The following is a 13,668-nucleotide window of genomic DNA, read 5'->3' as shown; positions in this document are numbered from 1 at the left end:
TATAATTATTAACACGGGTCACAAAAGAATAAAATCCTTGATTTTTCAGTGCAAAAGTTATGGCTTAATTTGCTTGTTGCGGAATCGCTGTCTGCCTGCCTTTTTCATTGAAAAACCCCGCTTTTGATGGTAAAATCAAGCATATTAACAGTTTTTCAATAAAGAAACTGGATCCCGCCCTCCTTAAAGACTGGCGGGCAAAAAAGTATCTGAGTACGGGATGACAAATAAATTGTCACTTTTACAGACAATGCATTTAAGGAGTTTTTATGTTCGACAGTGTTGCAGCAAAAATACTTAAAAAACATATAGTCCGCGGTGAGCCTATCAAAGGGACTGAGATCGGGATATGTATAGACCAGACCTTGACTCAGGATGCTACAGGTACTCTGGCTTACCTTCAGTTTGAAGCTATGAATATTCCGAGGGTTAAAACAAAACTTTCCGTTAGCTATGTCGACCATAACACTCTTCAGGAAGGATTTGAAAACTTTGATGACCACCTTTTTCTACAGTCCTTTGCAAAAAAATACGGTATTTATTTCTCAAAACCGGGTTCGGGTATCTGCCATCAGGTACACCTTGAAAGATTTGGGGTTCCGGGGATGACACTACTTGGCTCTGATTCTCATACTCCGACCGGAGGGGGTATTGGGATGCTGGCGATTGGAGCAGGCGGGCTGGACGTGGCTCTTGCTATGGCGGGCGAACCTTTTTATCTGACAATGCCGGAGATAATAAAAGTTACATTAAAGGGAAAACTGAGAAACTATGTCGCGGCAAAGGACGTTATTCTTGAACTTCTGAGCCGGCTTACGGTAAAGGGCGGTGTCGGAAAGATATTTGAATACTCAGGGGAAGGAGTAAAGACACTCTCTGTTCCGGAAAGAGCGACCATTACTAATATGGGCGCGGAACTTGGTTTGACCACTTCAATATTTCCTTCCGATAAAATCACAAGAGATTTCTTGAAATGGCAGGGCAGGCAGAAACAGTGGATTGAAATAGTTGCCGGCAAAAATTCAAAGTATGACGGCGAAATAATTATTGACCTTTCAAAACTTGTACCGCTTACCGCGCAGCCTCATAGCCCGGATAATGTGGCGCGGGTAAAAGATTTAAAAGGCGTAAAAATAAATCAGGCGATAGTCGGTTCCTGTACGAACTCTTCCTATAAGGATCTTATGACTGTAGCTTCTATATTAAAAGGAAGAAAAATCAATCCGGAGGTTAGTTTTGCAGTTGCCCCGGGTTCTGCCCAGGTAATGAAGATGCTTGCAAAGAATGGAGCGCTCAAAACCATAATTAAAGCCGGAGCAAGAATACTGGAAACTGCTTGCGGGCCTTGTATCGGAATGGGACAGGCTCCGAATTCGGCAGGTATATCGATCCGTACTTTTAACCGGAATTTTAAAGGGCGTTCAGGGACCGCAGATGCTTCCATATATCTCACAAGTCCGGAAGTGGCAGCGTGGTCAGCTGTAAAAGGTTATCTTTCGGATCCCATGGAAATTAAAAGAAAACCGGGAGTTCCTGCGGCAAAGCCGGATCTGGAAGACACGCTGATTATAACTCCTTCCAGAGAAAAAGATACAGGACGATTGGAAGTAAAAAGAGGTCCAAATATAAAGCCTCTTCCATTAATGAATCCACCTTTGGAAATTCTTACGGGCGAGATTCTTCTTAAAGTAAATGATAATATTACTACTGACGATATAATGCCTGCGGGTGCAAAGATTCTTCCTCTCAGGTCAAATATTCCGGCTATTTCCGAGCATGTATATGTTAAAATTGATAAAGATTTTCCGAAACGCGCAAGAGAAAGGGGCGGAGGTATTATTGTCGGCGGGTCTAACTACGGACAGGGAAGTTCGAGAGAACATGCCGCTTTGGCGCCGAGATACCTTGGAATAAAAGCTGTTCTGGCTAAATCTTTTGCCAGAATTCACGCTGCGAATCTGATAAATTTTGGGATTCTTCCTATTGTTTTTGAGAATGAAAAGGATTACGAGTATTTGGAGCAGGGGGATATTCTAGAAATAAAAGATTTTAAAAGCCAGCTGGAAAACGGAGTGTTTTACATTGCCAATAAAACTAAAGGTACCGCTTTTAAAGCGAAGTCGGCTTTAAACTTGCGGCAGAAAAATATAATACTTGCCGGGAGTTTGCTCGGACTTGCCGGTAAGGGTAAGAATTAGAGCGCTTTGATCTCTTAACTCAGATTATGAATCTATCCTTCGGGATTTGCGCATATAATGAACAGGGAAATATTCTCCGCCTCCTTGAGGGTTTGCTCGCTCAGGAACTAAAGAGCGCGTCCATCAAAGAGATAATTGTCATTGCCAGCGGTTGTACGGACGACACCGAAAATATAGTTGTTGAGTTAGCTAAGAAAGAAGCTAAAGTAATTCTTATAAGCGAGCCGGAGAGAAATGGAAAAGCTGCCGCTGTAAACCTTTTTCTTAAAAAAGCTGCCGGGGATGTCTGTATACTCGTGAGTGCCGATACCCTTCCTGAAAAGAATTCTATAGAAGCCCTTATAAAACCGCTATTTGATGAAAAAGTAGGCATGACAGGCGGTCATCCCTTTCCGGTTAACTCCAAAGATACTTTCACAGGGTTTCTTGCACATTTTATGTGGGGTCTTCATAATGAGATTGCTATTAATGACCCCAAGCTGGGGGAAATGGTTGCTTTTAAGAATATTGTAAAAGCCATTCCTGAGAACTCCGCAGTGGATGAGGCGAGTATAGAAGCGATAATACGCGCCGCAGGACTTTCCATCAAATATTGCCCCGAAGCAATTGTCTACAATAAAGGTCCTGAAACTATTCGTGATTTCCTTAAACAAAGAAGGCGTATTTATAACGGACATCTCTGGCTTAAAGAAACAGGACACTACTCGGTTTCGACCATGAGCGGTATGAAGATATTAAAGCTGGTGGTGAAGCGGCTTAGTTTTAAACCAAAAGAAATATTTTACACAATCTTAGCTGTAAAATTGGAAGTGCTTGGAAGATTTCTGGGATATATAGACTTTTATGTGCTGAAGAAGAATCCATCTAAATGGGATATCGCGTCGACTACTAAAAACCTAAAGTGAAGCTATTTACAATTGACGATTTAAGGAAGGCGGGGAGAAACACCCGCTAATATGGATCGAGATAAATAATACCACATTAATGTAAGACCGTTATGGACTTTTAAAGACTTTTATGGACCTTTACGGACGGTAATAGTTTTGGGGAGTTAAAATGTTACGCATACTGTTAATGACAGCATTATATAAAATGTTCTATCGGCTTGGCTGGCCAAAACTATTACCATTTTCCTACACCTTCAGTGTTACATTTAAATGCAACTCGCGTTGCAGGACTTGCGGCATCTGGGAGAGAGAGGGAAAGGACCTTTCCGTTGATGAGTTTAAGAAGATTTTTGATTCACTTAAGCGTTCTCCTTTCTGGGTGACAATAAGCGGGGGGGAACCGTTTCTTAGGGCGGACCTTGTTGATATTGTAAAAGCGCTTTATGACACCTGCAGGCCTGCGGTTATAAATATTCCGACAAACGGGCTTCTTTCGGATATTATACCGGGAAGAGTCGAAGAGCTTGCCAAATACTGCAAGAAATCAGCAATTATAGTCAATGTCTCTCTTGATGAAGTCGGTGAAAAGCATGATGAAATAAGAGGGGTTAAGGGTAACTTCGAAAAGGCGATGGTTACGTATGCTGCTCTTAGAAAGATGGAATATCCGAATCTTACACTTGGAATTCATACGGTCATCTCAAAATATAACGTGGAGAGGGTTAAAGAGATCTTTGAGGAGTTCGCAAAACTGAATCCGGATTCATATATTACGGAAATCGCGGAAAGAAGAGAAGAGCTCCTTACTATGGAGAAGGATATTACGCCTGAAGCAGGGGTTTATAAGAACGCGGTGGAGTTTTTAATACGGGAAACAGGGAAGAAGAACTACAAAGGTGCAGGGCGGCTCACAAAACTTATCAGGGAAGAGTATTACGGTTTGGTTGACAGGGTTCTCACCGGTAAAAAAGAGGTAATCCCGTGTTATGCCGGAGTTTCCACGGCGCATATGGCAGCTGACGGTAATGTCTGGTACTGCTGTATGAAATCGGAGACGCTCGGGAATCTCAGGGACGCTGAATACGACCTTAAAAAACTCTGGTTCACCAAAAAAGCTTTCGAGATGAGAGCAGCCATAAAGAAAGAACACTGCTACTGCCCGATGGCTAACATGGCTTATACGAACATGCTGATGAGTCCGAGATATCTGTTTAAACTCGGTATCAAATACATTTTAGGGATATTTAAATGAAAATAATTCTTATACATCCTCAGCTTAAAAAGTATGAACAGCCGAAGCTTCCGCCTCTCGGGCTTCTTTCCATTGCGGCCGTTCTGGAAAAAGCCGGGCATCAGGTAAAGATACTGGACTTGAATGTTACGCCTGAAGAGTTCAAAGATGTAAATTGGGGCGAGTACGGTATGGTCGGGCTTACTGCGACTACCCCTCTCATTAAAGAAGCGTGGGCGACTGCTTCTCTGATAAAAAAACTTACAAAAGCGCCGGTTGTATTCGGCGGGCCGCACCCTTCCGCGCTTCCCGAAGAGAGTTTAGATAACGGTGCTGACATTGTAGTAAGGCATGAAGGGGAAAGGACGGTGCTTGAACTTGTACGGGCACTGGAGGAAAAGAGCGACCTTAATAAAGTTAACGGCCTAATATTCAAAGAGAACGGAAAGACGGTAGAGACACCGGAGAGAATACTGCTTACGGAAGAAGAGTTGAATGAACTCCCGTTTCCGGCGTACCACCTTCTTAAAGATGTTTCCCTTTACTCCACGCCCCAGCCGGTTATCTCGGAAAAGGTGAGGAGCTTGACTATTGTCACATCCAGAGGATGCCCTTACCTGTGTAACTATTGTTTTAAAGGGGTTTTCGGAAGGAAGTGGCGGGCTCAGAGCGCGGAGTATGTGGTAAAACTCTTTAAATATCTTGTGGATACCTTCAATGTTGACGAGATAGGTGTTCAGGATGATGCCTTTAACATTGACCCTAAAAGAGTTGATGCGATCTGCGACGGACTACTCAGGGAAAGCGTAAAAGTAAAGTGGACGACGGCGCAGGGGCTCAGGGCTAATGCTGTGACGCTGGAACTTCTCCTTAAAATGAAAAAGACCGGGTTTTTCAGGACCGGTTTTGGCATAGAAAGCGGCAACCAGGCGATAATCTCGGAGCATATTCATAAAGCGGTAAAGAAAGAAGACGTTATTACAGCGGTGAAGGCGGCAAAAACCGCAGGGATTGAGCCGATAACTTATTTCATGATAGGAAATTCCGGAGAAAACGAAAAGACGATGCAGGAAACAATTAATTTCGCGAAAGAACTGAACACGGATGTTGCGCATTTTACCATTACAGTCCCGTTCCCCGGGACACCGCTCTTTGCCCAGATAAAAATAGAGGGAAAATTCTTAGTGACTGACTGGTCGCTTTACGGTTATACTAATGGTATATGTTACTTTGAACTGGGCGATGTTAAAAAAGAGCTTGTCGAACGGATGTGGAAGAAGGCATACCGTAGTTATTATTTACGGCCCAAAATGATATGGAGAATGCTTGTGAAGAAAGGAACGGTTAAAAGAATACCGGCCCTCTTTAAAGCGGCGTTACAGTATCTGGGCTTGAAGAGGAGAAAGTAATGGCGGATATAATACTGGTTCAACCTGTTGTAGGGCTTCTTGATAATATAAAGAGCGCTCCGGCGATACCTCTTTCTTTAATCCACGCAGCTGCGCTTGCCGTAAAAGAATTTGAAGTAATAATAATTGATCAAAGGATTGAAAAGAACTGGGAAGAGAGGCTTAAAACGGAGTTAAAGAAAAATCCGCTCTGTGTCGGGGTCACCTGCATGCTCGGACCGCAGATAAAATTTGCGCTTCAGATCTGCGAGGTAGTGAAAAGAGAAAGTGAAGTTCCTACGGTCTGGGGAGGCGCTCATGGTTCGACCCTTACCGAGCAGACAGCTGAGTCGCCTTTTGTTGATTTTGTAGTATTCGGGGACGGAGAGGTCACATTAGTTGAACTTGCCCGTGCTTTAAAGAATAAAACTCCCCTTAAAGACGTAAAAGGCTTGTTTTATAAGGATAACGGGAAGATAGTGCAAACAGCTGACAGGGAGTATCTTGAATTGGATGACTACCCGACTCCGCCGTATGAACTCGTAGACGTGATGAAATATCTGCCGTTACGGTTTGGAAAACCCACTATAGATATAGAATCCAGCCGCGGATGTCCGTTTACCTGCACTTTTTGCTACAATCCGCATGTGAACCGTTGTATCTGGAGACCCTTAAAAGCAGAGACAGTTCTCCAAAGAGTAAAATATTTTAAAGAGAAGTACGGAATAGAAAGTGTCTGGTTCATTGATGACGAAATGTTCGTGGACCTTAAGCGGGCTAAGGTAATTATTGAAGGCCTTACAAAGATGAACGTTAAATGGACCGTACAGGGGATTACCGTAAAATCAGTTCTTAAAATGGATGAGGCGTATCTTAAAATGCTTTCTGAAGCCGGCTGCAAACAGCTTAACCTCGGAGGCGAGTCAGGTTCTCCCAGAATACATGAGATGACGAAAAAAGGTATAAATCCTGAGAAGATACTGGAAGTGAATAGAAAACTGAAAGACAGCGGTGTTTCCCCCTGGTATTACTTTATCGGCGGTTTTCCTACAGAGACGGAAGAAGAGCTCAAGATGACCGTAGACCTTATCGTGAGAATATTAAAAGAAAATAAGCACGCAAAAATCTCGGGGCTGGGGTGCTATACTCCGTATCCCGGGACTCTTATGTTCAAGCAATCCGTAGAACTGGGATATGAACCTCCTAAGGAACTTATGGGATGGAGTACTTATGCCGTGGATAATATTAATACCCCTTGGGTAACGGGAAGACGTAAAAAACTGATCGAAGGACTTCAGTTTACGAGTTTCTTTATCGATGACAAACCGAGTGATGTTAACGCCCCCTGGTATGTACAGGTGGTGGCGTTCTTATATAAGCCTATTGCAAAATTCAGGTTAAAACATATGTTTTTTGGTTTTCCTGTTGAGATAATGATTGGAAATAAAATTAAAAAGAGGATAGCAAACCAAAAATGCTTCTGATATTCATTCAGCGTTCTGCGTTTCCCAACTTCGGGATAATGAGCATTTCCGCGCTCCTGAAAAAGCACGGGCATAATGCTGATTTACTCATTGTTTCCGAAGAAAAGGATATTATTGCCAGACTGAAAACGTTGAAACCTGATATTGTCGGACTTCATACGATTACGGGAGAGCATAACTGGGCGCTGGCTCTTGCAAAGAAAATAAAAGCAGCAGGTTTTACGACTTTACTCGGCGGCCCTCATGCTACTTATTATCCCGAAGAGACTATAAATAAAGAAGGGGTGGATCTGCTTGCAGTCGGGGAAGCTGAATACACATGTCTTGAACTTTTAAATAATCTGAGGGACAAGAAGGGAATATCAGGGATTCAGAACCTCTGGGTGAAGGATGCTTCCGGCAAGGTAATAAAAAACGAACTCCGCTGTCTTATAGAAGATCTGGATTCTCTGCCTTCTCCCGATAGGGATATATACTATAAATATTCTTTTCTGGGAAAATCCAGCGTTAAACAATTTTTGACCGGCCGGGGATGTCCTTATGATTGTACTTTCTGTTCCAACCATCTATTAAGCAAAATGTACAAAGGAAAGGGGAAGTATATCAGACGGGTCTCTCCGAAAAAGATAATTGAAGAGATGAAAGCGGTCAGGCAAAAGTGGGGTTTTAGAACTGCTTCCTTCACCGATGATGTGTTTGTTATGTCGAATGAATGGCTGGATGAATTTTTACCGCTTTTTAAGAAAGAAATAAACGTGCCTTTTATGTGTAATGTCAGAGTAAATCTCGTAACGGAAGCGCTTGTGCTAAAATTAAAGGCAAACGGTTGTTATGGAGTTGCCATGGGTATAGAATCCGGAAATGAAGATCTTAGAAACAGGGTTTTGAAGAAGAGGATATCTAATGAAGAGATAATAGGAGCCGGGCGGCTTATAAAAAGTAACGGACTTAAACTTAAAGCTTTTAACATGCTCGGACTTCCGGGGGAAACTTTTGAACAGGCGATGGAAACTCTTGAGATGAACATAAAGATATCTCCGGACTTTACTCCTGTTTCCCTTTTAGAGCCATATCCGAAGTATGAGATCACGGATTATGCTATTTCGCACGGATATTTGAAAGAAAATTACGGATTGGATGATGTCGCGGGAAGTATTTATGTTCCGTCTAAAATAGAGATAAAAGATAAAGATAAGATCATAAATTTACAGTCGTTTTTCTTCCTGGCGGTAAAATTCCCGGTTTTACTTCCGCTTATTAAGAAACTGGTAAATTACAAACCAAATGCGTTCTATAAATTATTGACAAAAATAGTTTACGGGTACTATATGAGCAGGGTTCACAGGTTAACCCTCAGGGATATTATCCGTTATGCGCTCCATATAGATGCTACACAGGTGTAAAATGAAAAAATTCTATGAAGTTGCATTGCTGGAAGGTGAAGGGCTCGGGACCGCTTATGAATACTATATGAAGCGGCGTTTATTGATCAAGCTGTTCAGAAAAGAGGGGCATCTGAATTCCTTTTGCGTTTTTGGTCTTCCGGAGAAATACGGGACTTCTATGGACTTCTGCTTGCTTGCGGGTGAGGTGAAAGCCTCAAGGGTTACCATCCTTGACGAAAGGCGTGAAGTAGTAAATAAATGCACTGCTGCGGTCACAAAGCTTAGGGAAAATAAATTACTCCCGGATTCACTCCCTCATGTCAAAGAAGGCCTTGATCTTAAAGATGAGAAGTATGATTTTATTACCAACTGCGATGTCTTCCAACGGTTCAGCGAAGAAGAAGCTCTCAAGATGATAGAAAGCGCCGCGGAAAATTCAAAACTCTCGGTGTTTTTTCTCCCTAATGGGTTTAACGTGAGCCACGTTCCGTCTCCCGGAAGAAAAGCGGTCAACCCGGTGGAGTTCGTAAAGAAATTGTCGTCAAAACTTGCCATTATCGGCTGGGGCTATATTGATATGCCTCCTTTTCCGTCCGGCTCCAAGATCTCCGAAGAGAAAAAGAAAGCCGTAAAATCCGGTGTTTTCAATTTTGCCGTATTTGTTGTGCTTAAACTCTGGGCGATTTTCGAAATTCTCACGCCCTCATTTATTAGGAAAAAATATTCTCACGCATTCTACGTGGCGGTGAAAGGAAAATGAATCTGAGCAGGATATTTACTGCGGCAATATTTGTTGTCGTTTTGCTTGTTTTCGTCTTTACAGCCTGCCCTTCGGTTTATGTCGGTGATACCGGAGAAGTCGTTGCAGCCGCTTATTCTCTGGGTATTGCGCATCCTCCCGGGTATCCGCTTTATATAACATTCGGCCATATTTTTTCATATTTACCTTTATCAAATATAGCTTTTCGGGTTAACCTCCTGGCAGCGTTTTTAGCGGCTCTTGGCGCTGCTTTGTTTTATAAATTGCTTCTTAAACTTGGAGATAGCTTAAAGCTAAGTTCTGCTCTTACCCCTTTTTATGCGTTAACAAGTTCGCTTCTTCTGGCTTTTTCCTGGACGTTCTGGGCGCAGGGTGTTATGGCTAAAGGCGGAATATATCATCTTAATCTTATTTTTATCTTCGCAATAATAATACTGCTTATAACTGTTCTGCAAAAATCCGATAAAAAAGCGCTGCTTTGGCTTTCTTTTCTTTCCGGGCTTTCGATGGCAAATCATCATACTATTCTTGCGGTAATAGGCTTGACCTATATATTTATATTTATTTTTCAGAGAAAACTATTTTTTAAATATATTTTCAGTATTGTTTTTTTGATCGGCGCCGGTCTGTTGTATTATTTGTACCTTCCGATAAGAGCTTCCGCAAACCCGTCTATGAACTGGGGCAATCCTGTTAATTTTCAGGCAGTACTGGATGTAGTTACGAGAAATCAGTATGGAAGAATAGGCAAAGGGGATCGCGGTATTTTGCTTTACCTGGCGCAGCTGTGGGAGTTTGTTAAAAGTTTTTCCCTTCAATTCACCGTACTACTTCTTCCCCTGATAGTTGCAGGTGCCTGTTCTTTTTACAGGAAGAGCAAGAGAATGTTCAGTTACTTCGCTCTGATATTTGTTTTGTTCTCCGCTTACATGGTGTATACTACAAATCCAAAACTTACGACAAACGATCTTGAAGTAGTGGAAGTATTTTTTATACCTGCTTATGCCGCTGCCGCTGTTTTTATTTTCTTCGGGCTTCTTTTTGTTTCTGAATATATTAAAAAAGAAAATATAAAGAGGATCTTTGCGGTCTCTTCGGTTATGCTGTTTATTTTTCCGTATATTTCCAACTTTTATTATAATGACAGAAGCAGGAATTATATCGCGGCTGACTATGGAATGAATTTACTTAAAACTCCAGAGAAAGATTCAATATTGTTTGCCTCCCAGGACAATGAAGTATTCATACTTGCATATTATAAGAAGGTGGAGAAACTCCGCCCTGATATCACGGTTTACGAGGATCTGGGATGTGTATTTGAAAACATTTACGGTCCGGATATAATGAAGATCGGGATGCTGAACCATGAGAGAAAGAAAAAGACTGTACAGATAAAGATTGTTGAGGATACTGACAGACCGGTTTATTATCTGCGTACTTCGTCGATGTCAAAATGGATGGCAGGTAAAGGCAGGCAATCCGGAATTATGTTTAAGCTCGGTGCGGCGCCAAAAAAGGATATTTTTGCTTCCTATAATTTGAGCGGGCTTGACGATAAAACTATCTGGAAAGAATATATGATGAGAGATACCGTGGCTCAATACTATTTTTCAAGGGGTGAACTGGCCATAGCTTCCGGAGACAGCAAGTCGGGGTTCGAGTATTTTGATAAGGCGAGAGCAGCAGGTGAAGATATCTCCTGGGTGAATAATAATATAGGAATATTCCTTGATAATATGGGAATGATTGAGGCGGCTATGGAGAATTATAAAAAGGCATTAGCGGCAAATCCAAAGTCCTTCGTAGTAAGATATAATCTGGGCCTGATCTATAAGAAGAAAAATATGCTGATCGAAGCAGAGGCGGAGTATAAAGAGGCAATCCGTCTGAATCCTGATTATTACGATGCTTTGAATAATATCGGCTCGATGTTCGTGAACAACGGCAGAGCTCTTGAAGCGGAAGAATATTTAAACCGGGCGATTTTTGTAAATCCCGAAAGCGCGGATGCATATTTTAACCTGGGCGTAGCTAAAAATGAACTGAAAAAATACGACGAAGCGCTTAAGATCTTTGACCAGGCATTAAAACTTAATCCTTTTTTTGCTGAAGCGTATAACGGTAAGGCTTTTTCGTATTTTTATATGAATGATATTGATAAAGCAATGGAAATGTGCGTGGTGGCGTTAAAAATTAATCCCAATTTTAAGGAAGCAGCAACAAATTATCAACGCATGAAACAAATGAGAGGAAGATGACCTTAAGGCATTTCTTTTATGGCGCAGGTTTGCTGATAATTGCATTTGCAATCTATTTTAACTCACTGCCAAACGGGTTCAATCTGGATGATAACGCAATAATTAAAGATAATCCTCTGGTAACAAATCTGAAAAATATTCCAAAAATATTTGTCTCAAACTACTGGGCGAATACGCCGTATGAAAAAGGCGTGCTGCTGTATAGACCTATCCCTGTATTGACATTAGCTGTTGACAATTTTATCTGGGAAGGAAAGCCTTACGGCTTTCATTTTACAAATGTACTGATAAATGCAGTAAATATAGTGCTTTTGTTCTATGTCCTAATTTTTATGTTCGGGGATGCGCTGAAACCAAGGTATGCGGCCCTTGCGGCACTTTTGTTTGCCCTGCATCCGGTCCATACCGAAGCAGTGAATATGATAGTGGGAAGGACAGAACTCCTTGCGGCGTTCTTCTCTTTCTTAGCAATAATATTTTACCTCCGGAAAAACATAGCCGGAGCTCTCATATTATTTTTCTGCGCACTTTTGTCAAAAGAAATAGCTGTAACCATTCCGGTCATGCTTTTTCTTTATGAGTTGTACTCAAAAAAGAAGATAGAGATAAAAAACTACTTTTTCTTCGCCCTCGTGCTCGGCGTCTACCTTGGGTTACGCTACTTTGTTCTTCATGGTCTATCAAGCATCCATCAGGAAGGCATCCTTGCAGGTCAGGATATCTGGGCAAGAGCCGCTACGGTGATATATGTAATCGGGCTTTACCTGAAACTCTTATTTGCTCCTTTTTACCTTACCGCCGATTACAGCGACTACACGTTACCGGCATCATTACTTAGTTTCAAGGTTATTCTCTCTCTTACTGCGATTCTTCTGCTCCTGGCTATTGCCTGGAAACATAGGGAGAAAAAATGGATACTGACTTTTGGGATTCTCTGGTTCTTTATTACGATATTACCCGTGTCGAATATAATATCTATCGGAGCCCTGTTGGGTGAACGGTTCATGTACGTTCCTTCGGCCGCCTTTGCCTTGATAATCGCCGCCCTTTTTGTTTATTGGAAAAATATATTTGTACGAAGCATTCTCGTTGCAGTTTGTACTCTTATCTGCATAGTCTTTGGTATCTACACGTTCAACCGTAACTTTGACTGGAAGGACAGTTTCACGCTCTTTGCCGCCGCTGAAAAAAATCAGCCGAATAACCCCAGAGTAAACTATTTTATGGGATTAAAAGCCGAGACAGATAAAGACATCGCCAAAGCAATAAAATATTATGAAATGACAGTTAAGGAATTTCCCACCAACAACTGGAAACCGGACAGCAACACCGTGAACAACATGAAAGCTCGAATCAAAGAGCTTGGGGGAATCGCCGTCAACAAGTTGGAGTCAGAATCAATCGCTCTCTACAACACCGGCCTAAAGCTTTACAAAGAGAAAAAATACAAAGAATCCCTTGAAAAGCTTAAAAAAGCAGTGGAACTGAACACCTTCTACGCCGATGCCTACGTAGTGATAGGCGGTATATATGTAGAGAGGCAGGACCCCAAAAATGCCATCGAATATTTCGAGAAAGCCCTGAAAGTAAATCCCAATCATCCCGAGGCGAAAGAGAATCTAAAGAGAGTTAGAGAATACTATAAAATCAAATAAAATTCAAAAACAAGCACTAAGATTTAAGCACTAAGCACTAAACAATTACTTAAATAACTAATAACTAAAGAAAAAAAGTGCGAAAAGGGGACTGACAACAGGCGTTTTCGGTGTCTGTCCCCAATTTAAGCAGTTAAAGCTAAGGAGGTGGCCTTACGTGGCGACAGTAAACGTTTCTAAAAAGACAAATTTTGAGAAATTTAAACTTTTATACTACCCTGTTTTCTTTTTAGCGATTGTCCTGTGGTTTTTATGTTCAGGGATAGACAATGTTGTTAATTTCAAGCTTTTCATCGTTGGTAAAATAATTGTGGGTATATTATTTATAATTCAGACTGTGTCGCAATTAAATTACTAACATGATATAATATGGCATATTCACTCCAAAGGAGCAAGCCATGTATCGCACTGGTGACAGAAAT

General features: G+C 41.6%; 10 protein-coding genes. All 10 read left to right on the top strand.

Going from position 1 to position 13,668, the window contains the following annotated elements; genetic code table 11:
• Positions 1-269 precede the first annotated feature (269 nt).
• The 10 genes from A2536_12630 to A2536_12585 all read left to right on the top strand — a co-directional run bounded on the left by A2536_12630 (position 270) and on the right by A2536_12585 (position 13,604).
• Positions 270-2,198, top strand: a complete 1,929-nt coding sequence (locus A2536_12630; GenBank protein ID OGF44864.1) for an aconitate hydratase — start codon at positions 270-272, stop codon at positions 2,196-2,198.
• A gap of 23 nt (positions 2,199-2,221) precedes the next feature.
• On the top strand, positions 2,222-3,103 hold the full coding sequence (locus A2536_12625; GenBank protein ID OGF44863.1) for a hypothetical protein: 882 nt from the start codon (positions 2,222-2,224) through the stop codon (positions 3,101-3,103).
• A gap of 151 nt (positions 3,104-3,254) precedes the next feature.
• Positions 3,255-4,337 carry a hypothetical protein gene (locus A2536_12620; protein OGF44862.1) on the top strand — a complete coding sequence of 361 codons (1,083 nt, stop codon included), beginning with the start codon at positions 3,255-3,257 and terminating at the stop codon, positions 4,335-4,337.
• Positions 4,334-5,725, top strand: a complete 1,392-nt coding sequence (locus tag A2536_12615; protein OGF44861.1) for a hypothetical protein — start codon at positions 4,334-4,336, stop codon at positions 5,723-5,725. Before A2536_12620 ends, A2536_12615 begins: the two co-directional genes overlap by 4 nt.
• Positions 5,725-7,188 (top strand): hypothetical protein, encoded by a 1,464-nt coding sequence (locus A2536_12610; GenBank protein ID OGF44860.1) that lies wholly within the window; start codon positions 5,725-5,727, stop codon positions 7,186-7,188. The genes A2536_12615 and A2536_12610 overlap by 1 nt, the downstream gene beginning before the upstream one ends.
• Entirely contained in the window at positions 7,179-8,591 is a 1,413-nt protein-coding gene (locus tag A2536_12605) for a hypothetical protein (GenBank protein ID OGF44859.1), read from the top strand. Before A2536_12610 ends, A2536_12605 begins: the two co-directional genes overlap by 10 nt.
• A 1-nt stretch (position 8,592) precedes the next feature.
• Entirely contained in the window at positions 8,593-9,333 is a 741-nt protein-coding gene (locus A2536_12600) for a hypothetical protein (protein OGF44858.1), read from the top strand.
• Positions 9,330-11,591 carry a hypothetical protein gene (locus A2536_12595; GenBank protein OGF44857.1) on the top strand — a complete coding sequence of 754 codons (2,262 nt, stop codon included), beginning with the start codon at positions 9,330-9,332 and terminating at the stop codon, positions 11,589-11,591. Before A2536_12600 ends, A2536_12595 begins: the two co-directional genes overlap by 4 nt.
• Entirely contained in the window at positions 11,588-13,246 is a 1,659-nt protein-coding gene (locus A2536_12590) for a hypothetical protein (protein OGF44856.1), read from the top strand. The genes A2536_12595 and A2536_12590 overlap by 4 nt, the downstream gene beginning before the upstream one ends.
• A 157-nt stretch (positions 13,247-13,403) precedes the next feature.
• Positions 13,404-13,604, top strand: coding sequence for a hypothetical protein (locus A2536_12585; GenBank protein ID OGF44855.1), 201 nt, complete (start codon positions 13,404-13,406; stop codon positions 13,602-13,604).
• The last annotated feature ends 64 nt before the right edge of the window (positions 13,605-13,668 follow it).

Source organism: Candidatus Firestonebacteria bacterium RIFOXYD2_FULL_39_29 (assembly GCA_001778375.1).
Taxonomy (GTDB): domain Bacteria; phylum Oederibacteriota; class D2-FULL-39-29; order D2-FULL-39-29; family D2-FULL-39-29; genus D2-FULL-39-29.
The sequence above is the reverse complement of the archived record's forward strand: the minus strand, read 5'-3'. Positions and strand labels throughout refer to the sequence as shown.

Coding starts and splice junctions, on each gene's coding strand:
- A2536_12630 (OGF44864.1), top strand. CDS start 270: ATGTTCGACAGTGTTGCAGCAAAAATACTTAAAAAACATATAGTCCGC.
- A2536_12620 (OGF44862.1), top strand. CDS start 3,255: ATGTTACGCATACTGTTAATGACAGCATTATATAAAATGTTCTATCGG.
- A2536_12615 (OGF44861.1), top strand. CDS start 4,334: ATGAAAATAATTCTTATACATCCTCAGCTTAAAAAGTATGAACAGCCG.
- A2536_12610 (OGF44860.1), top strand. CDS start 5,725: ATGGCGGATATAATACTGGTTCAACCTGTTGTAGGGCTTCTTGATAAT.
- A2536_12605 (OGF44859.1), top strand. CDS start 7,179: ATGCTTCTGATATTCATTCAGCGTTCTGCGTTTCCCAACTTCGGGATA.
- A2536_12600 (OGF44858.1), top strand. CDS start 8,593: ATGAAAAAATTCTATGAAGTTGCATTGCTGGAAGGTGAAGGGCTCGGG.
- A2536_12595 (OGF44857.1), top strand. CDS start 9,330: ATGAATCTGAGCAGGATATTTACTGCGGCAATATTTGTTGTCGTTTTG.
- A2536_12590 (OGF44856.1), top strand. CDS start 11,588: ATGACCTTAAGGCATTTCTTTTATGGCGCAGGTTTGCTGATAATTGCA.